Genomic DNA, 24,271 nt, shown 5'->3' with positions numbered 1-24,271 from the left:
ATTGAATTTGAGGAACGACTCAGCAAGCATATTTAAAATCTAAAAACGGGCAGTTACACAGAATCCGTTACAGGCTCTACCGACTCCTTTATTTAGTTATTAGCCTTGATGCTTTTTATTTAAGCTATTAATAATGGCCATACCTTGTGCAACCATTGAGCTTGCATCGGTGGCATTATCAGGAAGCAATACAATTGATGACTCTCTGGCAATGGCTTCTTTTGCAGCTATTGCTTTAGTTGCTAAATCAAGCTGAATTGCTTTTTGACCTTGCTCTGTATCGGCAGCTTCACCCACTTTACGCAGGGCTTCGGCTTGTGCTTCGGCAACTGCAATAATTGCTTTAGCTTCACCTTCTGCGCGTAAAATTTGTTCTGCCTTTTCACCTTCAGCACCTAATACCTGTGCTTGTTTACGCCCTTCGGCCACATTGATATTGGCTTGACGGTCACCTTCAGATTCAAGTATTTGTGCGCGTTTAACTCGCTCTGCTTTCATCTGTGCTTCCATCGCTTCCATTACAGATTGTGGTGGCACAATATCTTTTATTTCGTAACGTAATACTTGAATACCCCAAGGCTCTGCCGCTTGGTTGATAGAAGTGACAATATTAGTGTTCAGTACGTCACGCTCTTCAAAAGTTTTATCTAATTCCATTTTACCAAGCTCAGAACGCATGGTTGTTTGCGAAAGCTGAGTTACAGCAAATATGTAATCATCAACGCCGTAGGTTGCTTTATATGGGTCAAGCACACGGAAATACAAAACACCATCTACAGTAAGCGAAATATTATCTTTAGTGATTGCCGACTGTGAAGGCACGTCTTGTGCTTGTTCTTTTAAACTGCGATCTGCAGCAATACGATCAATAAATGGGATGATAAAGTTTAGACCTGCTTCTTTAGTTGATTGATACTTACCAAAGCGTTCTATTAACCAAGCGCGGTTTTGTGGTACAAATTTGACACTACTTTTTAGCAGTACTAAAACAAAAATGAGTAAAAATGCTTCAACGGTAAATATTGTATTGAGCACTTGTGCAATCGGGTCCATGTAAATATTCCTTCTAATAATAAAGAGTTAACAAGTTGAATTGTTTGTGTTGTTTATAATTTCAACGTTGCTAGAGTAACATTGCTGATGTGGTTTCACTATAAAATAGTCAGGGTCTGTTGATCTTTCAAGGTTAAATTTACAGCAGTGTGTTTGGTATTTAGGCAAGGCAGAGCCTATGTGGTGTGGTTATTCCCCATAAATAGGCGATAACGTAGCATCAATGCCAAACATGCGCTGCCCGAAGGGTTCTGCCTAGGGGCGATTGACTCTTTGTTACTCGGTTTTCACTTAGCCCACTAGGTTACAAACCTCGCGCCGTGATTAAATCGCCCCTAGTTTGAACAAATTTTAATCCGCAAGGGTCAACAGACCCTAGTAAGGTGATATTCAATTACTTTCAAAAAACTGACAAATTTTATTACGGCCCGTTTCTTTAGCTTCATATAAGGCTGCATCAGCATTATTAATAATTGTTTCGGGGCGGGTGTTTTTAGTTGGATATGTGCTATAAAAGCCCACGCTAAGTGTGAGTGTTTTTGCAACACTAGAGTCGCTATGTACTTTGTTTAGCAGCGCTATTTTTTGTTGTAATAATAATGCAAATTGATGGCACTCTGCTGCGTTAAGCGAAGGCAAAATAATTGCAAATTCCTCCCCGCCATAACGCGCAGCTAAATCGCCCTCGCGCCTGCAAAGTTGATTTAGTGTTTTAGCAACTAGCTTAAGTGCGTCATCGCCTTTTTGGTGGCCATAATTGTCGTTATAGCGTTTAAAAAAGTCTATATCGCAAATAATCAAGCTAAGTGATTGCTTATTACGAGCACAACGTCGTATTTCACTTTTAAGTGTTTCATCAAAACAGCGGCGATTGGCTATATTAGTTAAACCATCAGTATTAACTAATAAACTTAATTTTTGATTAGCAGTAATAAGTTGTTGCTGGGCTAGTTGCAGCTTTTTTTTGTAATCTATATTTTTTAATGCGTTGGCAATTATTTCGCCCACTAATTTTATTCTGATCAGATCAATGTGTGTCCATGCGCGCTTAAAATTAACACAGTCACAGCCTATAAAACCAATAAGCTCTTTATCAAAAAGGAGCCCTATGCATAAAACAGATTGTATTTTTTGTATCTGAAACTCAACTTTTTCAGCGTTTGCTGCTTGAGGTAATTTTAAAACATCGTTTACCTGAAACAAATGCGTAGCGTTCATTACTTCAAAAAAGTAGGGTAGCTCGGTTTTTGGCACATTTTGTAATCTTTGTTTGAAAGGTTCAATGCCTTCATTCACCCATTCGTGGGTGTTAGTAATGGTTTCGTTGTCGGTATTAAATTCAAATAAATAACTGCGATCGGCAGCAAATGCAGTGCCAATGGCTTTTAACGCAAAATTAATATGCAAATCTATATCATCATTTTGTATGTCGATTAAGTCTGTTGATATTTCAGAAATAACCCGATCAAAATTATAGAGCTCAATTACATCGCTTTTTAAAGGCTCTAAACACAACATAGAAACAGAATCAGATAATTGGGTAAGGGCGATATTTAACGGTATGCTTTGTTGTTGTTTTTTTAGCTGTATATTAGCGCTAGTTTTTGAATCGAATAATGACTCAATAGCAATATGTTTATTATTATGCACGCTCAGGAGGGTGACAGCATTAAATGCAGTGCTATCTAAATTGTCGCAATGCTTTAAATCAAATAAAGTTTGCGCCGCAGTATTAACACAATAAGTATTATTTTTATTGTCGTATAATAAAATAGCTAAACTGAGTTTATTTAAAACCTGCCACAATTTTAGTATTGAGTCATCACTCACTTGTTTCTCCAAGCTAAACATTAAACGTTATTATTTTTATAATATATTGTTATTTTTATACCTTTTTAAATACTTTTAGTACAGAAGTTTCTATTTTCCCAATTTTTTAGTGCGTTTATTAGGTTTACGTATTATAATTGATACTGTATATCATTACGTATTCCCCGTTGAGCTTTTTCGAAGCTTACTTTGTTTTAAGTATAGGTACTTAAGTATTTCATGACCGAAATAACGACACATAAAGCTTCCCGTCGCCGTTTATTAATTGCTTTGGCGATCACCTGCTCTTTTATGGTTATTCAATTAATAGGCGCATATTACGCCAACTCACTAGCAGTATTAGCCGATGCAGGGCACTTGTTTGTTCATAACAGCTCTTTATTTATTGCTTTAATTGCCTCGAGCTTGGCGATTCACTTTGCTAAAACCTATAACGATGGCTATCAGCGTGCTGAGTTAGTAGGAGGCCTTATAAATGGCTTTTTATATTTAGCAATTAGCTTGGTTATATTGTATGAAGGTGGCGAGCGTTTTATGCACCATCATGAAGGCAACGAGCTTGAAATAAATAGCTTTTTAATGTCGGCCATTGCCGCGCTTGGTTTTTTGTTTCATGGTGCCGCTGCTTGGGTGTTATATAAAGGCCGTAAAGCAAGTATTAATGTATATGCGGTGTTTTTACACTCGTTTTTTGACATTATATCTACTATTTCTACTTTTATAGCCGGAGTGTTAATTTACCTGACTGGTTGGGATATTATCGATATTTTATCGAGCATGTTAATTGCTTCATTCGTTTTATTCACCGGTATTAAGGTTATTATAAGTTGCGTTAAAGGGCTGTACATAAATAAAGATAAACTCCCTAAAGTAGCTAAAGTTGAGCAAGCAATTACCACAATTCAGCATGTAAAAAATGTGCATAATGTAACTGTAGTACGAAAAGATAAAACGGTAATAGTGGGTGCGCATATAGTGCTAAAAAAACACTGCACCATTGAAAAACACGATAAAGCATGTCGCTTAAAGGTCGAAAACCTGTTGCGTTCAAAATTTAATGTAACAAATAGTGTGTTACAAATTGAAAGTAGTTGCAGTAGTGTTAATTAAACTTGGCAAATTGCAGCATATGACTTAGTTTAAGCTATATGTAAATAATAGCTGTTGTAGGAACAAATTGAATCAACAGCAATTTTTTGGAATCTAATTATGCCTTTACTAGCAAGTAAGCATCGCTACTTTAACTTTATTGTGTCGTGTTTATTTGGTATTACCGCTGCTTTTGTAAATACCCTCCCAATCTTATTTATTAATAGTTCTGAGTTTTTATTAGGGCAATTTTTTGTTCTTTTAAGCTTATTATTATTTGGCTGGCGCTATTCGTTAGTTGTGTTTACTTTAAGCACCCTAGGCATATTTTATCGTTGGGGGCATGCTTGGCCTTCAATCGTTTTTGGTTTAGAAATACTATGGGTGTACTTTTTTTGTCTGCGCTATTCTAGGCCTTTATTTTTTAGAGGAATGCTGTTTTGGCTTGTAGTAGCAATGCCATTACTGTGGGGGTTTGGGCATTACTTTCTTAATATTAGCTTTTTACCTTTGGTTACTGCGCTTGCTAAATATTGTTTAAATGCCGCCATTTATTTATGCGTAATTGATTTATTTAGTTTCTTTTTTAATCGCCATTCTTGGTCTCGCCATTATGGTTCTTTGTATAAAATCCTTAATTATATTGTAACTTTGCTCGTTATTTTAGTGGTAGTGCTTACTTCAATTGTGCTTATTAATAACCATTACTCTAGGGTTGAATACGAAATAAACGCACAACTAAACGAAAAGTCCCAACAAATAGCGCAAAGCCTAGATTTATATTTAGAAAACCATCGCAAAGCAGTAATACTGACCGCACAAAATATTAGCGTAGGGCATAGCCCACAAAGTGCTATTGAGCTTTTAGGGAAGTTATATCCTGGGTTTATAACTGCTATAAGTACCGATGAACTTGCCAACGTAAATTACTTTTATCCCACAACGTCAAAAACACAGCAGTTAAAAGGTAAGGCTGTTGCTAATGTTGCTGATCGCGATTATTTTTACCAAGCAATTGATTCTCAAAATGGATTTATTTCTGGTATTTTTAAAGGAAGAGGGTTTGGACAGCAATCAATAGTGGCAATATCGGCCCCTGTTTATAATAACCAGCAGTTTAAGGGGGTAGTAGAGGGCTCATTGTTATTTGAAAACTTTAGTGATTTACAACCTACCTTATTTAAGCGCCAAGCCGACTTAATTATATTAGATAAAAGCAATCAGGTAGTATTTTCAACCTTAAATGACTTTAAGCAGATGCAAACCCTTAGCAAACAAGATGTAGTTGCGCTGCAAAGCCTTAAACAAACAAGCGCATTTACAGCAACAAACGCGCAGCAATATTACTCAAAAGACACTACATCGGCATTAAATCATTGGCGTATTTTCACATTAATGAATAAAAAGTATGCCAATAATGTTGCAGCCCAAGCGTGGGGGCAATCTCTGGTGTTGATCTTATTTATAATTGTACTAACCAGTGTTTTTATTACGCAGCTAAGTAAGTGGTTAGTAACGCCGATAATAAAGTTAACCGAGCAAATAGATAACTTCGAAACCGATGAACAAACAGTAGGGTTAGTTTCGCATACTAATACCTGGTACGAGGTTGAAAAGTTACAACAACAGTTTGCAAGTTTAGCCCTTAAGATGACTAATAACTTTAATAAGTTACGCACCGCAAACAGTAAAAATGAAGCGTTGAATAATCAGCTTAAAAACTTTAATTTAAAGCTTGAGCAACAAGTAAAAGATAAAACAGAAGAGCTAATTAAAGCTGTAGGGGTTGCTAATAAAGCAAATAAAACTAAGTCATTATTTTTGGCCAATATGAGTCACGAAATTCGCACTCCGCTTAATGGTATTTTGGGCATGACTCAGTTGCTAATAAAAAATTCTAAAATTGCTGCCGATGAACAAAATGAGCTGCAAATGATCCAACAAAGTGCCCATAACTTACTGCTTATTTTAAATGAGATACTCGACTTTTCTAAAATAGAAGCTAATGCGTTAAAGTTAGATGTGCAACCAACTGAAATTAAAAAACTAATACGCCAATTAGCCACTGTTTTTGATAACTCGGGATTAAGCGCTAACGTTACATTTAAGCTAACTATTGCTCCAGAATTACCGCCATTTATAGCGTTAGACTCACTACGCTTTTCTCAAGTTATCAACAATATACTCAGTAATGCGGGTAAATTTACTGACACTGGTTTAATTACTATGGATTGCTTTGCAGAGGATGATTGTTTGTTCATTAAAATTACCGATACTGGTATTGGTATTTCTGCGCTGCAACAACAAAATTTATTTATAGAATTTACACAAGCTGATGTTTCCACTACCCGAAAATATGGCGGCACTGGGCTTGGGCTAACAATTAGTAAACGATTAATTGAGCTGATGGGCGGCTCGCTTACCCTGCGCAGTGAAGAAGGGGTAGGAAGCTGTTTTAAAATAAAAATCCCACTCATTCTAAGCCAGGCTCCAGTTAAGGAGATAGCCGACAGTTCTGTTCCTGATTTAGCAGCAAAACGTATTTTAATCGTAGAGGATAATCCAATTAATCAAATAGTAATCACCAAAATGATGATTGCAACGGGATGCGAGATAAAAACGGCAAACGATGGCCTTGAAGCGTTACATTGCTTAGAAAGCTACCCCGCAGATTTGATTTTAATGGATTGCCAAATGCCCAATATGGATGGCTATCAATGCACACAAAAAATACGCAAAATGCCAAATGATTGTAAAAACGTATTAATTTTAGCTATTACTGCCAATGCGTTTGCCGAAGATAAAGAAAAATGCTTAAACGCCGGTATGAATGACTTTATAGCCAAACCCATCAATAAAAATGAGTTGTATCAGTGTATTAATAACTTATTTAAGCCTAGTTGAACAATACTAACAGCGAGCAGAGTAGCTTTGTTTTGGTGTTCGTATTAGAGTGAGCTAGTTACAAGCAGTTAACACTAAACAGGACAGTGGAGGAAGTATGAGCAAAATGAGTAATGTGGATGCTTTACGCAGTGTGTTATTAATTATTGATATACAAACGAAACTTGAGCCAGCCATAGCTGACTTTAGCGCCATTTTAAAGTGCTCATTACAGTTATCGCAAGCCAGCTTAGTGCACAAAATACCGACCCTTATTACAGAGCAATATAAAAAAGGTTTGGGCGCAACCAATCAAACCTTACAGGATGCTTTGCCACAAGCAGATTATTTTCATAAAACCCACTTTAGTGCCTGTGCAGAGCCCGGGTTTTTAGCGCAACTCGCTAAGTATACTCGCCCGCAAGTCGTGGTTATTGGTACCGAAGCGCATGTTTGTGTGTTGCAAACATGCTTAGATTTATTGCAGTACGGTTATGAGGTGATCATTGCAGTTGATGCGATAGGTTCACGTAACGACAACCACAAAATAATTGCTACTGAGCAACTACGCCAAGCAGGTGCGATCATTTCCAGTACCGAGAGCATTATTTTTCAATGGACCAAGCAAGCAGCAACACCTAACTTTAAAAAAATATTACCTATTATTAAATAGCCGGCTTTGCTTGTACATAAACTTATTAGCTTGTTGGGTAAATAACAATTCAATTAGGTCAATATATTTAAATAATGTAATTAACTCGTCTACTTTGTTAAGTTAAGTGTAATATTTCAGCATTTTTTTGCTTGTTAGGGGTAACCGATGAACTTTTTTAAACTTTAATACGTATTACCTCGCTTAATTTTATTAAAAAACTTAATTTAAGGCTACTATGTCTAGTGTTGCGCGTTTATTTACGGTTATTTTTAGCCTTTTATTTATAGAATCAATAGGAGTTGGTTTATATTTTGGCACATTGAGCGAGGCCTTTATTGTTGGCTTACCGCTTTGCTTATTACCAATTTGGTTATTAAAAACCCAACCTAATAATGCTTTAACGCCCCACGTTGTCGCTGCAGCCATTATGATGTTTTCTTTTTTACATATTCAACAAACCTATGGTTTGATTGAAGTGCATTTTGAAATATTTATTTTAATGGCGGTGTTAATTATGTTTGTGCAATGGCGTGTTTTTATAACTGCTATTGTGTTTGTTGCTGTACATCACTTATCGTTTTATTACCTACAAACTCAAAACACAGGTTTTTACGTGTTTGATCCAGATAGGCTTGCCTTTACAACAGTGCTAATACACGCAGGTTATGCCATTGTTGAAGTGTTTGTTGCAGGCTATATTGCTAAAACATTGCAGCGCGAACGTAGTGCTGGGCTATCGTTAAGCTCAGCGACAGAGCAAATAATGCAAGACCCTAATCATATTAAACTTTCTTTACGTGCTGATGATCAAAAAAGCCAAGCGGTAGCCGGCTTTAATACCTTATTAGAGTATTTGTCAGATGTAATTAAACAAGTAAAAACTCAATCAGAGTCATTAAAGGTAAGCTCACAAGAGCTGATCCAAGTGCACGACGAGTTAACCGAAGGTGCAGATCAGCGCACCCAACAAACCGACGATATTGCAAGTTCTGGTGCGCAAGTTGCTCATGGCTTTAAACTTGTTGAGCAAGAAAGTGAAGTATTAAAACACCAAGTAGATAATATTACTCAAGCTGCGACCAATGCCTTGCAAGAAGTGTCACAAACAGACAGTAAAAGCAGAGAGCTATTAACACTACTTAATCATACGGAAGAGCAAATAAATCATCTTGTTGGCGCAGGCGACGTAATATCGGGTTTACTTAATGAAATATCGGGAATAGCAGATCAAACTAACTTACTGGCTTTAAATGCCGCAATTGAAGCCGCTAGAGCCGGAGAGCATGGTCGTGGCTTTGCTGTTGTCGCATCAGAAGTGCGCTCACTTGCTACTAATAGCCAAGCAACTACGGCTAAAATAGCCGCTACCTTAAAAGACTTGGTTAGCAATAGCCGCACATCTACTCAGTCTATGAGCCAATGTGTTGATTTTGTAGTCGACTTAACAAAAATAAGCACCACGATGAAAGAAAACATTTCATCTATGAGTGAACAAATTAAAGCGGTATCAAGCAGTACTAGCTCAGTGGCTCAAGTAGTTGCCGAGCAAGCGGGTAATACGGCGCAAATAGCACTAAGCACAGACAAAATGCGCCAAAACCAATACCAAGACACAAAAATAGTTAAGCAGTTAACAGCTAAAGTACAGTTAATTGACGTAAGTATTGATGTATTAGAGCAAAGTATTGCAAAATTTAAGTAAGTCGAATTACTTTATTGTAGGGGTTGTTGCCGCGTGGTTTATACTGGTTGTGACTGGGCTGGTGTACTTTCAGCTTGGGCAACTAAAGCCGTTTGATGAATCGCAAATGCTAAAGCAACAAAATTGGTTTGAGCAATTTAAACAACAGTTAGTGGTTAGTAATACCGTGGCATCGCTTGTTATTATTACAGAGCAAAATTGCGGTTGTACTAAGCAAGCACAAGCGCACATTACGACGTTGCAAGCATTTGCAAAAAGTAAAGGACTTGCCGTGCAAGAGTTGCAACTTACACAACAACTTAAGCAAGCCATTCCAGCAACCCCTGCTGCTGTAATTATTGATAAAAATGGGGACTTTGTTTATGCCGGGCCGCTATCCGAAGGACTAGCGTGCTCGCAAGGAAGCGGTTTTGTAGAAACTGTAATTAGTAACTTAACAGCTGGGTTTAATTCACAGTTATTAATTGCTGACACTAAAGGCTGCTATTGCGTTACGAGTACATAGGCAAAGCTTTTATTTATATAGAATAATCAATTGCAAATGAGAGTGGTTAGCATTAACATGCGTTCACTGTATTATTGTTAGTTATCTCTCATGAAATTTACTCTTTTATCTATCGCAATCTCATCAATTATATTTAATTCTGCCAGTGTATTTGCCGCCGAAGAAGCTGAACAATCAACAACAGCACCGCCCTCAACAATACCGCTCAATAGCGCAACGGCTCAGAATAATATTGAAAAAATAGAAGTAGTAGGCCGTGCTTTTTCGTTATATAGGCCAACCGAGTCAGCATTTGGTACCCGTACAGATACCCCCTTAGAAAAAATACCTCAATCGATTCAAATATTACCGCAAGCGTTAATTAGTGACCAAGCAGCACGTCAAATTACTGATTTATATAGTAACATTGCAGGCGTTAATGGCTTTAGCTATTCGGGCGTAACATTTAGAGGCTTTCGTCAAGACGAAATTTTATACGATGGTGTAAAAGGTGACCCTTTTAATGGTTTTGCCGTACCGCAGTTATTTAATATTGAGCAAGTAGCAGTGCTTAAAGGCCCAAGTGGCGCGGTTTATGGTAGTGGTAATCCAGGTGGCATTATTAACTACATGACTAAAAAACCACAATATATTGCTAAAACTACAGTAGAACTAGAGCTTGGCAATGATGACTTTTTTAGTGGTGCTTTTGAATCTACAGGCAGTGTAAACAACGAGCAAACACAAGCCTACAGAGTGGGCGTGTATAAAGAAAGCCAAAATCCGTTTAGGTATAACACCGGCGAAGACAACACCATTATCGATTTAGGTTATCGCTTTGACTTTGATAATGCGTCAAATTTAGTGCTGCAATACACTAATATAGATCAAGACTTAGCAGGAGCCCGTTTACGTGGCGTACCTGTAGATGATAACGGCGACTTTATTGCTAATCGTGAGTGGAACCATAACGAAGCAAGCGATTATCAAAAAGTGTCAGCTGATGTGTATCAGGCAACCTATAAAAATGAGTTAAATGATATATTTAGTACAGATGTAACAGCGCGTTACTTTACTAATACCGAACAGCAAAACTATCACGAACCGCGGGGCTTGTTAGATACCGATAATGACGGTGTAGTTGATTGGAGTGAACGTGAATTTAGAGATCAAGCGCGCGAAAACCAAGGTTTGAGTTTAACTGCTAGTTTAATAGCACAAACAACGATTGCGAATATGGAGCATGTGTTTTTAGTAGGCGCAGATTATTATGCTGCTAAATTTGATGCTATATACCGCACCGCCAAACAAGCAAGTAAAGGCGGACCAGTACCTGGACTATCGTTAATCAATCCGCAATATGGTTTAACATCGGGCGCCGATTACGACTTACAAAGTATAACCCCACGATTTGTTAGTACTGAATCTAAAAGGCTCGGGGTTTATTTGCAAGATCAACTAGATATTACCGAAAAGTGGAATATAACAGCGGGGCTACGCTACGATCACTTTGAAGATACTGATCAGATCAGCAATACAGAGTTTTCAGATAGTGATGTTACGGTGCGTATTGGCACCAGTTATAATATTAACGATACGTTTTTTCCATATGCGCTTTATGGTACAGGCTTTTTGCCGCAAGATGCGGCAAGCCAATCTGAGTTAGTAGGTGGGCCATTCTCCCCAGAAAATAGCTATATTACAGAGTTAGGCTTGCGCACTAAATTATTTGATGACTCCTTGGCGATTAATATCGCGACCTATCAAATTGTGCGTAAAAATATTTTGCAAACAAGCTTACTACAAAATGATTCGGGTATTGACCAGCTAGAATCGCTAGGTGAAGTGCAAAGCGATGGCTTTGAGCTAGAGGTGGTTGGCGACATAACCGATAGCTGGGTAGTAACGGCCAGTTACGCGTATAACGATACCCGTATAAACGAGCAAAGCGAAGGCTTTTCAGCGCAAGCTGCTGGTTCTGATAAGTTTGCCAATGCCCCCCAAAATACTGCCGGAGTATGGACTCGCTATGACCTACCCAGCATTAACTCATCTATTGCTGCTGGCCTTGATTATGTTGATCAGCAAGTAAGTTTAGATGGCACCCATGTAAAGCCCTATACTATTTACAATATGGCCTGGAAAACTCAGTTAGAAAACTGGACGTGGCAAGTATCAATTAAAAATGTGTTTGATAAAGAGTACGCATCAAGCGGCTTTATAAATCGCACTGGGCATTTTCCGGGTGAGCCAAGACGTGTTTACTTATCGGCTAAATATCAGTTTTAATACTTAAGCTGATGTGAAATTAAAAGCCCTCGTTTATGGATAATGAGCAGAGGGCTTTTAATAATAAAAGTATTGAGCCTAAATAGTTGCTATGCCATATAGCCCTAACAGCACAAAAACACTGGCTGCAATAATTCGTACTTTATTTAAAGGAATGCGTTTTAGTAGCACATTACCTGCATAAATAACCGGTACGTTGGCAATTAACATGCCCACAGTTGTACCAATAGTAACCCACAATACTGATTGATATTGTGCGCCAAGTAGCACAGTGGCTATTTGTGTTTTATCGCCAATTTCAGCAATAAAAAACAATACAAAAGCGACTAAAAATGCGCCATAGCGATCGTATTTATGGCTCACGGCTTCATCTTTATCAGGGATCAGCAGCCAAAGGCCAACCACAATAAAACTAATATTCACAACCCAAGGTAGGTACTCAATAGCAAAATTACCACTAAGCCAATCTCCAAACCAAGCAGATAAGCCATGATTAATAATAGTTGCGACTAATACACCTAAAATGAGTGCAATTTTATTATGAAAACGAGCAGCGAGCAGTAACGATAAAAGCTGAGTTTTATCGCCTATTTCCGCAAGGGCAACAGTGACGGTTGAGGTTAAAAATATTTCCATTACAACTACTTACAGGCGGGAGCACTAAACCAAGGCAAATAGCTATCTCCCGCCTTGAGGATAGTTATCTACCTAGGTCTCGCCGATAATGCTTGCTACAACATTACAAACTTACCACGCACGTGAGGTGCAATTATGTTGATAAGTTTACTTGTGACACCAATAATATTAAAGCGTGGTTATTGTAGCGATATACAAGGCTATAATTACTCACTTTTCCAACACGATTGATATTACTAAGCGGGCTACTCCCCTAAGAGACGCGCATTATCCCACAAACCTTTTAGATAGTAAATCTTGAACCATAGATTAAGCGCTATAAGTAATTAAAACGAATAGCTTAAGCGTACAGGTGCTCAGTGGTTGTTTTAAAAATTGAATACAGGGCCTCAACGGACATACAATTTTGGAACATATACTTTTTTAAACAGTCGCTGATTATTTTAACCTGTGTAGCACTGCTTAAAATAAGATCAAAAAAAAACATAATTAACTGCAAAAGTGTTTGATAACCATTACCATTTAGATTAGTATGCACCTACTAAATGTAATTGAGAGTGGTTTGTATTCATGTATATTTGTCTATGTCACGGTGTGACCGATAAAAAAATTGAACAAACAATTGACGATGGTGCAACAACCATGCGTGAGTTAACTAAAGAGCTTAAAGTGGGCAGCCAATGCGGTAAGTGTTGTGGTTGTACTAAAAAGATCCTTAATCGTAAGCTTATTCAAATTGCCGATATAACGGATCAAGTGGCTTAATTTAGTTAAAAATTACATTACAAAATTTAGATATAAAAAAAGCAGCTTTAAGCTGCTTTTTTTATGCGTGTTAATTACTATTACAGCTGCGACTGTAGGTAGTTTTCTAAGCCGGTATTTTCAATCAGTAATTGCTGAGTTTCTAACCAATCAATTTGCTCTTCTTGTTCATTTAAAATGTGATCAAGGGCTTCACGAGTAATATAATCTTTTTTACTTTCAGCCAGTTTAACTGCGCTACGTAACTCATCAATTGTATCAAGTTCAAAGCTCATATTGGCAGCAATCATTTCTTCGCTGTTTTCACCAATACGTAAACGGCCTAGGTCTTGAAGATTTGGTAAGCCTTCTAAAAACAAAATACGTTCAATTAAACGATCCGCGTTTTTCATTTTTTGAATTGATACTTTGTAGTCTGCTTTATCTAATTTACTAAAGCCAAAATCTTTAAACATACGTGCGTGTAAAAAGTATTGGTTAATACCAACAAGCTCGTTAGCGAGTACTTTATTTAGTGCTGCAATAACGTCTTTATCGCCTTTCATACTATATACTCCTACTAAGCCATTTGTGCTTGATGATAATTTTGCGTTCCAATCTTATCAATTAAACCAAGTTGCTGTTCTAACCAGTAAACATGATCTTCTTCGGTATCAAATAATAGTTTTTCTAAAATGGCACGAGATTGATAGTCTTGTTGTTCTTCGCATATTGCGATTACGTCTTTTACGCTAGCTACTACTTCAAGCTCAAGTGTTAAGTCGTTTTGCATCATGCTTTTAACATCGGTGCCAATTAATAAATCACGACGTTTAGTCATGTTAGGCACACCTTCTAAAAATAGAATGCGTTTTATTAACCAGTCACAATGATCTTTCTCTTCTTCCATTTCGTGGTTAAGGCGCTCATAAAGTTTAGCTAATCCCCAGTCATCGTACATGCGCGAATGAATAAAATACTGGTCAATTGCTGCTAATTCGTTGGCTAGCAATGTATTAAATGCGTCGATTACTTTTTGATTACCTTTCATGATAGATCACCTTAACAAGTTCAATTGCGACCAGTGTAGTGCAAACTGCAGCTATTGCAAGTTTTTTCTATAAAAATCATAATGTTACTATTGGTTTTGATTCTTATTTAAGTTTGCGTTATTACTTGGTTTGTAAGCAGTTTTTAATTTTTATAATAGGTATTGTTAATTGAGCGAGATGAGAGTTAATACACATATTTTAATATAATTTAAAAAGGCATGCTTAACATGCCTTTAAAGTTACTTAAATCAGTTAGAATTGATATTTAGCACCGAGAGTTGCCGTAGTGCCTAGCCCTTTAATATTGTAGCCACCATAAGTATATGATTGCGCACGAGCAGGGTAGTAGTCGCTGTTAAATAAATTTTCGACCCCAAAATAGCTGCTCCATTGTGGAGTAATTTGATATTGACCACTCAAATTAACTATATCGTAACTACTTACAGGACCTTGATCGCCAACGTATTGGCCTTGTTCGTTTTTATCAAAGCGCTTTCTATCGCCAACGTATAAATAGCTAAATGTAAGAGCTATGTCGTCGCTGGCCTGCCACGCTAAATTGGCTGTCGCTTTTGGTGGGCTAATTTGTTTAGCACCTAAGTATTCATCGGCTTGGGTATCTTTACCTTCAACGTAGCTATATGTGGCAACTAATTTAAGTTGTGGGGTAATGGCATAATTTACTAAGCCTTCAAAGCCCCATATTTTTTGCGGCGCGCGTATTGGCTCATAAACGCCTGTTACATCGTTAAATTTATTGCTGGTTCCTAGCTCAGACGTGCTTTTATATGCTGCTAGTTCAAAGCGCAGGTCATCAAATTGTGAGGTGAAACCTACTTCGTAGTTATCTATAATTGATGCTTGTGTTTGAATAAGCGCTATATCGTTTACAGTAGCTGCGCGCAATAGTATGCCTATGTCTGATATATCAGAGCCCTGCGAGTAACTAAAAAATGGGCTAAAGGCAGGGCTTAAATTATATTTAATGCCAGCATTGTAAGTTGTTGCATCGTAATTTATGGTATCGCCGCGCACACTAAGTGGTACTGAACATTGCGTAGCGGTTCTGCATAGCTTTAATGTTTGATAGTCGGCTACCGTTAAATCTATGCTTTCTTTTCTTACACCGGCTTTTAAAATAATATCGTCGTTAATTACCCACTTTGTTTGTAAAAAACCAGCAACACTATCCATGTCCATTTCAGGAACCCATATACGGCCATCAACTAAAGGTTGTGAGGTTTTATCGTTTAGGGCATCAATACCATATATTAAGGTGGTTGTTAGATTATCAAAGTCAAATTGGCTATTAAATGTGGCTCTTGCGCCTAGTTTATCTGACTTTATAACAGATTGACCACCGCTATAACCATCATCAAGATTGGCTAAATTAGTTGAAAAGAAAAATACATTTTCTATATTTTGCTTGTACAGATCTAAGGTCATTTGGGTGTTATCGAATAAGGCGTAATCTAGGTATTTAAGAGTAATATTTACATTGCCTTCGGGGCCTTGCGGTTTACCTTGTTTTTGCAGCTCTTTGGGTACGTGAATCGCATAGGTTTTTTCACCTATGTTACCGTCGCCAGTAACATCCCCTAAATCAGTTTTTTGCTGTGAGCTATAAAAGTTATAACTAAACTCTAGTTGCTTATCATCATCAAAATCGTAGCTTAGTTTAGTAAAGTAGTTTTGTGTTTCTGAGTCTGACAAACCATATTGCAAGCCTAAAATATCACCCTCTGAATCACGTTGTACACCGTTTTGCTCGTAACTGGCGCTTATTAAATAGCTAAACTTATCTAAGCCACCATTTACAGCTGCCGATATTCTTGCACCGGCACTTTCATCAAGCTTAACAGCACTAAAGCGGCTAGAAATACTAATTTCGCCCTCAGGCTGGCCGTCACTTTTCGCTTGTTTTGTTATGTAGTTAATTATGCCGCCAGCAGCGCCATTACCATAAATAGAGGTTGCTCCTTTAATAACCTCTATGCGTGCAATGGCACTGGCATCTAGCGTTTTTATGCCCAATGAACCGTTACGCAGTGGAGTTGACTGTGGTACGCCGTCAATCATAACTAAAGGTGCGCGACCACGCAGTGTTTGGCCTGAGTTACTGGAGCTGCCGGTGCTAGGAGCCAATCCTGGTACCATTTGTGCGAGTAAGCTGCTTAGTTCTGGGTTTACTTTTAAGTGTTGTTGAATTTGCTGCTGATTTATAACAGTAATTGAAGCAGGAACTTCATCAATACTTTCAAATATACGACTACCCGACACAATAACGTGTTCTAACTGATCAGCAGAATATTTGTTTTTACTATTTTCATCGGCAATTGCGCAAGCACTAACAGCGACGCTAAGTAAGCAAAGTAAGCAAAGTGAGGTTTTTAACATGGTAACTCAGATAAATAATTAATTTTGGTAATGATAACTATTAACAATAGCAGTCACAAGTGTTAATGATAATTATTTTCGATTGCGTCTTTTTAACCAAAAGTAAACACCCGTTACAATAAAAAAGCTCAGTGATAGGGTTATTAGTAGCCATAAAAACTGTACAACTGGCCCAGCAAAATTACCAATATGAAAGGCATATTTAAAGTTCCATGCTTGCGTGGTGAAATTGGTGCTATTTGCATCGAACGAGTTGACTACTTTTGCAGTATAAGGATTGACCCATACCCAGCTATAGGCATGGCTTTCTCCTGGGTTTTGTATTCTTAAAGCAATCGCGTCATCCGCTTTTTTAGGTAGGTATACCCTATATGGCTCACCTTTAGGAAATATGGCTTGAGCATTATTAATTGCTAAATTGTATTGTAATTCGGTTTTTTTAAGTACAGGTATTTTGGGAGGCGCAGGTCTGTTTGTTACTTTATTTTGTGTTACCAATTCTAAAACAGACTGCGTTTGCGTTTTCCAATTAAACGCCATACCCGTAAAGGCAATCAGTATTAATGGCACAAAAAAGTAAACTCCCAACACAGTATGCAGCTGATACAGCAGTACTCTTAGTTTTGCTTTAGGTTTTATAGCTAAACGTTTTATCCGGTTTTTAGGTTTTACCCATAAATAAAAGCCTATTAATACGTTTATTAACAGCAGTAATGCACATACCGACATCCAATTTTTAAATGGTTTATTACCGTCACTGCTCTCAAATAATAACCAGCGATGCAAAGCAAGCGTAAAACCATAAATTGTATCTGTACTTTGGTAAGTATAAATAACATTGCTGGTGTAGGGGTTTACGCTCGCGTAGTGATTATTAGCTAATCTAAACTGCCATGCCATAGTAGGGTTTTGTTCAGGCATTAAAAAAACAGTTTTTTGTTGGGTTTGAGTTTGCACACTATTTATTAAAGTGTCGAAATTTAGCGGTTTTTCTGCAGGCGTTACTAGCCATTTTTCGGGCTGGGTAAGGTGTTGTAGATCTTTTGCGTAAATTAACACCGCTCCGCTGAGGCTCACTATTAATAAAAACAACCCGCTGAGTAGGGCAAGTGTTAAATGAATTTTACGTAACCAAAGTTTCAAAAACGGCATCTCAATTGTGAGCTAAGAACCCTAATTGTAAATGATAATGAGAGCAGTTTTCAATTGAAAGTTTGTTTATAAAGCTATTTTTATTATAAATTATTGTGCTTTTCTATTATGCAGTTTTCAATATTAAAATTATGCTGTAAAAAGTGTTTAACGGCTGCTAAATCAAGTGAGTTATGAGCGTTAATCAGCAGTTCGCAATGACTGGTTTTATCATCTAATTGCCATACTTTTATAGCTATTACTTGCTCTATATTAAAGTTTTTGGTGAGAGCGCATGTAACAGCTTGGGTATCAAAGTTATTAGGCGCAGCTTGCATTAAAATGCGACAGCTTTGTTTAAGCAGTAACACGCCATGGTAAATAACATAAAAAGAAATTAAAATTGTCGCAATTAAATCAACTATATACCACTGGTACAAAATAATTAAAGTACCTGCAACAATAACCACAACAGACGCCATCGCATCAGATACATTATGAATAAAAGCAGCTCTTATATTCATACTGCTATTTGCGCCAGCTCGGTAAGTTAAAAGTGCAGTGATTAAATCTATTAGCAGGGCAAATGCAGCCACCCACACTATGATCCAACCATCAATTGGCTGCGGGTTTAAATAACTGCTCATAGCTTCAAAAATTAAATACACACCTATCAGTATTAATGTACTGCTATTGAACAAAGTAGCTAAAATTTCGGCGCGCTTGTAGCCAAAGTGATGTGTGTTATCGGCAGGTTTGTTACCAATTTTACGCGCAACAAGGGCAATAAATATAGCGGCTGCATCACTAAGATTATGCAGTGCGTCTGCCATGAGTGACAAACTGCCAGAAAATATTCCGCCAATAACTTGCGCAACAGTAAGCAGAACATTAATGGCAACAGCTAGCGCGAGTTGCTTGTTACTTTGGCTGTCGTCTACATGGCTGTGTGCATGGTCATGACCCATAATATCCCCAAGTAACTACTTATATTAAGATTGTTATATCACGAGCAGCTAAAAACAGCTACACGGGGCTTGATGAAACTTAGCTAACTCATTGTGTATACTTAGGCGTATATCTAGTTAAAATCCAGGTAGCAGTACTGTTTGTAAAACACATAAAAATTCATGGGCTTATTAGCGCAAAACTTGCGTCTTAGGCTTTTTAATGCATTAATACATAGTATTAAAATGGGTAAAATTACTAGGTAATTCAGGTATGAATAAAGGTTTGAGCTTCACAAAGCTAGCAGGTAAAGGACAGTCTGTACAAAGTAAGCTAACTATAGCCTTTGTAGTTATTGCATTAATACCTTTGTGTTTGTTTTCTTGGCTGAGCTTTAAGCGAATAAATAATACATCAGAACAACACGCCCAAACTGAATTACAACAGGTAACAAATATTGCTCAGCAGTTTAGTCGCTTTTGGCTGGCTGATTATATTAAAGATTTTAAGTTACTTAAAAACCAGTTAACGACTAACTCTGTGCAACAACAAAGTGCAATAACTGAGTTTGTTAACGTATACGAATTTGTAAATAATGTAGAGCTAATAGATAGCGCAGCTTTGCTTGCTACACCTACATCTTCTTTTATTAGCAAAATAGCTCCTCAATCGTTAACTAATATCCATACTAGCTTGAGTGAGCATGCAACGCCTTCATTTCAATCATTTTTAATTGAAAAACAACCACATTTTATTATTGCGCTTGGTATATATAATACGGAGCAACAATTAAGCCGTATTCTTTTAGCCGATATAAACCCCCAGTGGCTAATGAATCAATTAAATGCAATGTATACTAAAAACAGCGAGCTTAGTTTTAGTTTATTGCCAAGTAATAGTTTGCCTTTATTAAACCAACAGCCATCAACAGAGCAAACATTATTAAATAAAACACAATTAATGCAAAAAACGTTTACCTATAACAACGAAAATAATGATGTAATGTATGGCTTTGTTAGTCAGCTGAATTTTTTGGGTGATCAAAGCTGGCTGCTATTAGTGTCTAAGCCGAATGTTCAGGGGCTAACAAATACTTATTCTATTAAGTATTTTGCTTTGGCAACACTGCTTATGTTGTTGGCTGTTTTAGCGTGCTCTTGGTGGTTTGGTCGAGTATTGTTTCATCCATTAAGGCGCTTAACAGCCCTTGTTGATAAAATTACCAAGGGGAAAAGCACCCAAGTACCTATTTTACCCGACAGCCAAGAGTTTAATTTGTTATCGAGTAAGCTGTGTAAATTGGCCGAAAATAAACAGCAACAACTAACAGAGTTTTATAAACAAGGGACTGAACTACAGGTTGTGCTAAGGCACTTAGCAGAGCAAAAAAGTGCACTTGATGAGCACACGATTGTGGCTGCAACAGATTTAAAAGGCACTATCACTTTTGTTAATAAAAAGTTTTGTGAAATAAGTGGTTATGACGAACACGAGTTAATAGGTAAAAACCACCGTATTCTTAATTCGGGCACTCACCCAAAACAGTTTTTTAAAGAAATGTACCAAACCCTAAAACAGGGAAAAGTATGGCATGGGAAAATATGTAATAAAGCCAAGCAAGGTAATTTATATTGGGTAGATACCACCATAGCGCCATTTTTAGATGAAAATGCTAAGCCACAAAGCTATATAGCCATTCGAACAGATTTAACCGCATTAAAGTTACAAGAAATAGAGCTAGAAGAGCATAAAGCACAACTACAGTTGGTAATAGATACTACCGCTGTGGGAATTTGGGATTGGTACATTGACACAGGTAAAGTCACTTTTAATCACCGTTGGGCTGAAATAATTGGCTATACCTTAGATGAGTTAGGCCCAGCAGTAATAGGCACTTGGTATAAGTATGCCCACCCAGACGATTTAATCGTTTCGGAGCAAAAATTAAACGCTCATTTTTCTGGTGAAACAGACTATTACGTTAATGAAGCACGTATGAAACATAAACAAGGTCATTGGGTATGGATACTAGACACTGCAAAAGTGGTTGAATGGAATGATGATGGCTCACCAAAGCGGATGATAGGTACCCATTTGGATATTACAGAACAAAAAGCAACAGAGCTAGAATTACAAAATAGTCGTGACCAATTTGCCTCGTTAGTAGGCAATATTCCAGGCATTATTTACCGCTGTAAGTACGATAAAGTGTGGACTATGCTTTATATGAGTAAGCAAACTAAAGAGCTTACGGGTTATGACGCTGAGGCAATATTAGAGAATAAGCAGTTAAGTTATTTAGAAATAATTTACTCGGACGATCGTGACGATATTGAAAAAACGATTATTAAGTGCATTGACGAGCACACGCCTTGGTCTGTTGAATACCGGATCATAACGCAAGGTAATGAAGTACGTTGGGTAAATGAAAAAGGCCAAGCCATTTATGACACTGACGGAAACGTATTATATTTAGATGGTTTTATACTCGATATTACAGAGCGTTATCAGGCGCAATTAAAAATAACACGTCAGCAAAGCCTGCTTGAATCTATGAGTAAACAGGGGCAAATAGGTGCGTGGGAAATAGACTTAAAAGCGCAAACGCTTTATTGGTCAGACGAAGTACGCGCAATTCACGAAGTGCCACAGAGTTACTCTCCAGATATAGCCACCGCAATAAATCATTATAAAGAAGGCTATCACAGAGATAAAATTAATGCCCTTTTTGAAAGTGCAATAAGTAGTGGGAAAAGCTGGAATATTGAGCTTATTATTGTTACTTACACTGGCCAAGAACGTTGGGTTAAGTCAATAGGGCAAAGTGAGTTTGAAAACGGCCAGTGCATTCGTGTTTTTGGCTCTTTTCAAAGTATTGATGCGCATAAGCGACTTGAACTCGAAAGCGAAAAAGCCAATCGTTATAACAAAAGCTTAGCCATGCTTACTGTTGCACCTGAAGTGCAAAGCAGTGATGTGGCAGAGGTAAAAAAATTAGCCGTTAAGTCTATGTGTGAAGTGCTTGATGTACAGCGCGCTTCTATTTGGATTTTTAACGAACAACGCGATTTAATGATTTGCCATAGTTTAAATATACAAGGGCAAGGTGTTGATTGCTGTAATGCACAGCTCAGTGCAGAGGATTACCCTGCCTACTACGAAGCTATTTATAAACAAAACTTAATAGCTATTGACGATGTTTATAATCATCCCGCTACCGTTGATTTTATTGAGCATTATGCAAAACCTAATAATATAAAATCTATGCTAGATGCCGTTATTACAACCGGTGACGGAAATTTAGGTATTTTATGCGCAGAAACCGTTGGGGAGTTTCGCCAATGGACGCAAAGTGAAGAAACCTACTTACGCTCTTTAGCAACTTTAGTAGGCAGTACCTTAGTGTCACAACGCCGTAAACAAACCGCTGAGGAATTAAAAATAGCTTTGGTTTTGGCAAAAGAAGCCGGTGTAGCAAAAAGTCAGTTTTTAGCAACTATGAGCCATGAAATACGTACGCCAATGAATGGTGTTTTAGGCATGCTTGAGCTTATTCAGTTAGAGCAACTGCCCAAGCCTATTGAAACTAAAGTAGCAATTGCTAAAACCAGTGCGCAATCATTACTGGGTGTAATAAACGACATTTTAGATTTTTCAAAAGTAGAAGCAGGTAAAATTGAGCTAGAGAGTATTAATTTTAATGCCCGCGATTTAATTGGGGAAGTAGCCGCTGGGCAAGCATTAACAGCTCAAAATAAAGGCATAGAAATAATTTTAGATTTGGTTGCCTTAGAGCCATCGCAGTTAAGTGGCGATCCAGGGAGAATACGCCAAGTATTAACTAATTTATTAAGTAATGCCGTTAAGTTTACAAACGAAGGCGAAGTGGTGGTTAGCGCATCTATTGAGCGTATTGAGGCCCAGCTAATGCTGCAAGTTAGCGTAAAAGATTCTGGTATTGGCATTAGCAAAGAAAAACAACAACAGTTATTTGCACCCTTTATGCAAGTAGATGCGTCTACTACTCGAGAATATGGAGGCACTGGCCTTGGTCTTGCTATTAGTAAGCAGTTATGTGAACTAATGGGAGGCGCTATTGCAATTAAAAGTAATGCTGGCCAAGGGAGTGAGTTTATCGTCACCATGGAGGTGCTAAAGGGCGATCAACAAGAGCGCTATATGCCAAAGGCTAATATTAATGGGTTAAGTATATTGGTAGTTGATGATAACGAAACAAATCGTTTGGTTATTTCAGAGCAGCTCAAGCACTGGGGAGCTAATGTTGAGCTGGCAAATAATGCCGAACATGCGCTGCTAATTTGTGAAAATAGAGTTAAAAACAATCAGGGCATGTATGACATAGCTGTATTAGACATGCAAATGCCCGGCATGGATGGCATAGAGTTATGTAAAGTATTAAAAGCGCATGCAGATTACAAACATATGCCATTAGTAATGATGACCAGTATTGCAGGCTTAGAGGGGGCTCAGCGCTATTCTGACGCAGGCTTTCAGGCTTACTTTCCAAAGCCAGTAACAACCGCCGATTTAATTTCTGCGCTTTCGGTTATTACTAATAGCGAGCAGCACGAAGCACTGCCATTGGTAACATCTGGGTATATTTCATCGTTGCGCAAAGCCAAAACCATTGAGCCTGCTAAAATATTATTGGTTGAAGATAATCCAATAAACCAGCAAGTATCTACTTTAATGCTTAAAAAGCTCAATTGCGAAACAGTCTTAGCCGAAAATGGTCAACGTGCTTTAGAGGAACTTGCAAAACATGAAGCAGGTTACTTTCAAGTTGTACTAATGGATTGCCAAATGCCGGTTATGGATGGTTATGATGCCACTATTGCAATACGTAAAGGTGAGGCTGGCGAGCAGCATAAAGCAATTAAAATTATAGCATTAACAGCCAATGCCATGGATTCAGACAAAGAGCGGTGTATTGCAGCTGGCATGAATGATTATTTAAGCAAGCCAATTGAACTTGATATTTTAAAAGATAAATTAGAGCAATATTTTTAAGGTTAAAGCAGTATGACAAACACAATAGACATTCGTGATGCGCAAGCAAGTGATGCAAAAACCATTTTGCACTTTATTAATGAGCTCGCTATTTATGAAAAAGAGCCACAAGCAGTTAAAACCAATGAACAAGCCATTTTAGATACCCTTTTTAGTGAAGGCGCAACAGCGCATAGCATTATATGCTTTGATGGCGACGAGCCCATTGGCTTTGCTGTTTATTTTTATCGAAATTTTCCGAGAAAACCCATTGATCGACGCGAAGCGGTGTCGATGGGATGAATCGGAATAGTTAGCCCTGCTCTTGAATGTATTTTTGAATTGTATCAGCAGCCGCATTCCCAACA

General features: G+C 37.7%; 16 protein-coding genes and 1 pseudogene. 9 read left to right on the top strand and 8 right to left on the bottom strand.

The features are described from left to right. Positions 1-99 precede the first annotated feature (99 nt). Together AAEY55_RS16395 and AAEY55_RS16390 are read right to left on the bottom strand one after the other, a co-directional pair. Positions 100-1,053 (bottom strand): slipin family protein, encoded by a 954-nt coding sequence (locus AAEY55_RS16395; protein ID WP_011329902.1) that lies wholly within the window; start codon positions 1,051-1,053, stop codon positions 100-102. 390 nt (positions 1,054-1,443) lie between these two features. Beyond that, positions 1,444-2,883: a diguanylate cyclase domain-containing protein gene (locus tag AAEY55_RS16390; protein WP_350552253.1), complete on the bottom strand. Its 1,440-nt coding sequence runs from the start codon at positions 2,881-2,883 to the stop codon at positions 1,444-1,446. A gap of 219 nt (positions 2,884-3,102) precedes the next feature. Here AAEY55_RS16390 and AAEY55_RS16385 point away from each other — a divergent pair, with 219 nt between their 5' ends. The 6 genes from AAEY55_RS16385 (at position 3,103) to AAEY55_RS16360 (ending at position 11,985) form a co-directional block, all read left to right on the top strand. Further along, positions 3,103-3,993: a cation diffusion facilitator family transporter gene (locus AAEY55_RS16385; RefSeq protein ID WP_011329904.1), complete on the top strand. Its 891-nt coding sequence runs from the start codon at positions 3,103-3,105 to the stop codon at positions 3,991-3,993. A 99-nt stretch (positions 3,994-4,092) separates the two neighbouring features. Then, positions 4,093-6,876: a response regulator gene (locus AAEY55_RS16380; protein ID WP_350552250.1), complete on the top strand. Its 2,784-nt coding sequence runs from the start codon at positions 4,093-4,095 to the stop codon at positions 6,874-6,876. A 97-nt stretch (positions 6,877-6,973) separates the two neighbouring features. Beyond that, on the top strand, positions 6,974-7,528 hold the full coding sequence (locus AAEY55_RS16375) for an isochorismatase family protein (protein WP_011329906.1): 555 nt from the start codon (positions 6,974-6,976) through the stop codon (positions 7,526-7,528). 217 nt (positions 7,529-7,745) lie between these two features. Continuing rightward, the gene (locus AAEY55_RS16370; protein WP_089369183.1) at positions 7,746-9,212 is read left to right on the top strand and encodes a methyl-accepting chemotaxis protein; all 1,467 of its coding nucleotides are present in this window, start codon (positions 7,746-7,748) and stop codon (positions 9,210-9,212) included. Beyond that, complete coding sequence (locus AAEY55_RS16365) at positions 9,196-9,717, top strand: DUF6436 domain-containing protein (protein ID WP_011329908.1); 522 nt, start codon at positions 9,196-9,198, stop codon at positions 9,715-9,717. The genes AAEY55_RS16370 and AAEY55_RS16365 overlap by 17 nt, the downstream gene beginning before the upstream one ends. A 90-nt stretch (positions 9,718-9,807) precedes the next feature. After that, the gene (locus tag AAEY55_RS16360) at positions 9,808-11,985 is read left to right on the top strand and encodes a TonB-dependent siderophore receptor (RefSeq protein ID WP_089369184.1); all 2,178 of its coding nucleotides are present in this window, start codon (positions 9,808-9,810) and stop codon (positions 11,983-11,985) included. Positions 11,986-12,063: 78 nt separating this feature from the next. On the opposite strand, the gene AAEY55_RS16355 is transcribed toward AAEY55_RS16360, so the two are convergent. Further along, complete coding sequence (locus tag AAEY55_RS16355; protein ID WP_350552246.1) at positions 12,064-12,621, bottom strand: TMEM165/GDT1 family protein; 558 nt, start codon at positions 12,619-12,621, stop codon at positions 12,064-12,066. Positions 12,622-13,191: 570 nt separating this feature from the next. Here AAEY55_RS16355 and AAEY55_RS16350 point away from each other — a divergent pair. After that, a complete protein-coding gene (locus tag AAEY55_RS16350; RefSeq protein WP_011329912.1) occupies positions 13,192-13,386 on the top strand; it encodes a (2Fe-2S)-binding protein in 195 nt (64 codons plus the stop codon). A gap of 80 nt (positions 13,387-13,466) precedes the next feature. On the opposite strand, the gene bfr (AAEY55_RS16345) is transcribed toward AAEY55_RS16350, so the two are convergent. The 5 genes from bfr (AAEY55_RS16345) to AAEY55_RS16325 all read right to left on the bottom strand — a co-directional run bounded on the left by bfr (AAEY55_RS16345) (position 13,467) and on the right by AAEY55_RS16325 (position 18,913). After that, on the bottom strand, positions 13,467-13,931 hold the full coding sequence (gene bfr / locus AAEY55_RS16345; RefSeq protein WP_011329913.1) for a bacterioferritin: 465 nt from the start codon (positions 13,929-13,931) through the stop codon (positions 13,467-13,469). A 14-nt stretch (positions 13,932-13,945) separates the two neighbouring features. After that, complete coding sequence (bfr, locus tag AAEY55_RS16340) at positions 13,946-14,416, bottom strand: bacterioferritin (RefSeq protein ID WP_011329914.1); 471 nt, start codon at positions 14,414-14,416, stop codon at positions 13,946-13,948. A 253-nt stretch (positions 14,417-14,669) separates the two neighbouring features. Then, complete coding sequence (locus tag AAEY55_RS16335) at positions 14,670-16,814, bottom strand: TonB-dependent receptor (RefSeq protein ID WP_350552243.1); 2,145 nt, start codon at positions 16,812-16,814, stop codon at positions 14,670-14,672. Between the two features lie 72 nt (positions 16,815-16,886). Beyond that, positions 16,887-17,957 carry a PepSY domain-containing protein gene (locus tag AAEY55_RS16330; protein ID WP_089369330.1) on the bottom strand — a complete coding sequence of 357 codons (1,071 nt, stop codon included), beginning with the start codon at positions 17,955-17,957 and terminating at the stop codon, positions 16,887-16,889. A 92-nt stretch (positions 17,958-18,049) separates the two neighbouring features. Then, the gene (locus AAEY55_RS16325; protein ID WP_089369186.1) at positions 18,050-18,913 is read right to left on the bottom strand and encodes a cation diffusion facilitator family transporter; all 864 of its coding nucleotides are present in this window, start codon (positions 18,911-18,913) and stop codon (positions 18,050-18,052) included. A 253-nt stretch (positions 18,914-19,166) separates the two neighbouring features. On the opposite strand from AAEY55_RS16325, the gene AAEY55_RS16320 reads away from it, so the two are divergent. Continuing rightward, the gene (locus tag AAEY55_RS16320) at positions 19,167-23,924 is read left to right on the top strand and encodes a PAS domain-containing protein (RefSeq protein WP_089369187.1); all 4,758 of its coding nucleotides are present in this window, start codon (positions 19,167-19,169) and stop codon (positions 23,922-23,924) included. 12 nt (positions 23,925-23,936) lie between these two features. After that, a pseudogene (locus AAEY55_RS16315) lies at positions 23,937-24,152 on the top strand (GNAT family N-acetyltransferase); the annotation flags it as partial. Positions 24,153-24,271 lie beyond the last annotated feature (119 nt).

It is taken from the genome of Pseudoalteromonas sp. 120-MNA-CIBAN-0494 (assembly GCF_040308885.1).
GTDB classification, from domain to species: Bacteria; Pseudomonadota; Gammaproteobacteria; order Enterobacterales; family Alteromonadaceae; genus Pseudoalteromonas; species Pseudoalteromonas nigrifaciens.
The sequence above is the reverse complement of the archived record's forward strand: the minus strand, read 5'-3'. Positions and strand labels throughout refer to the sequence as shown.

What these genes read in the sequence shown, in the direction of transcription:
- AAEY55_RS16395 (WP_011329902.1), bottom strand. Translation starts at nt 1,053, where the DNA reads ATGGACCCGATTGCACAAGTGCTCAATACAATATTTACCGTTGAAGCA.
- AAEY55_RS16385 (WP_011329904.1), top strand. Translation starts at nt 3,103, where the DNA reads ATGACCGAAATAACGACACATAAAGCTTCCCGTCGCCGTTTATTAATT.
- AAEY55_RS16380 (WP_350552250.1), top strand. Translation starts at nt 4,093, where the DNA reads ATGCCTTTACTAGCAAGTAAGCATCGCTACTTTAACTTTATTGTGTCG.
- AAEY55_RS16375 (WP_011329906.1), top strand. Translation starts at nt 6,974, where the DNA reads ATGAGCAAAATGAGTAATGTGGATGCTTTACGCAGTGTGTTATTAATT.
- AAEY55_RS16370 (WP_089369183.1), top strand. Translation starts at nt 7,746, where the DNA reads ATGTCTAGTGTTGCGCGTTTATTTACGGTTATTTTTAGCCTTTTATTT.
- AAEY55_RS16360 (WP_089369184.1), top strand. Translation starts at nt 9,808, where the DNA reads ATGAAATTTACTCTTTTATCTATCGCAATCTCATCAATTATATTTAAT.
- AAEY55_RS16355 (WP_350552246.1), bottom strand. Translation starts at nt 12,621, where the DNA reads ATGGAAATATTTTTAACCTCAACCGTCACTGTTGCCCTTGCGGAAATA.
- AAEY55_RS16350 (WP_011329912.1), top strand. Translation starts at nt 13,192, where the DNA reads ATGTATATTTGTCTATGTCACGGTGTGACCGATAAAAAAATTGAACAA.
- bfr (WP_011329913.1), bottom strand. Translation starts at nt 13,931, where the DNA reads ATGAAAGGCGATAAAGACGTTATTGCAGCACTAAATAAAGTACTCGCT.
- bfr (WP_011329914.1), bottom strand. Translation starts at nt 14,416, where the DNA reads ATGAAAGGTAATCAAAAAGTAATCGACGCATTTAATACATTGCTAGCC.
- AAEY55_RS16335 (WP_350552243.1), bottom strand. Translation starts at nt 16,814, where the DNA reads ATGTTAAAAACCTCACTTTGCTTACTTTGCTTACTTAGCGTCGCTGTT.
- AAEY55_RS16325 (WP_089369186.1), bottom strand. Translation starts at nt 18,913, where the DNA reads ATGGGTCATGACCATGCACACAGCCATGTAGACGACAGCCAAAGTAAC.
- AAEY55_RS16320 (WP_089369187.1), top strand. Translation starts at nt 19,167, where the DNA reads ATGAATAAAGGTTTGAGCTTCACAAAGCTAGCAGGTAAAGGACAGTCT.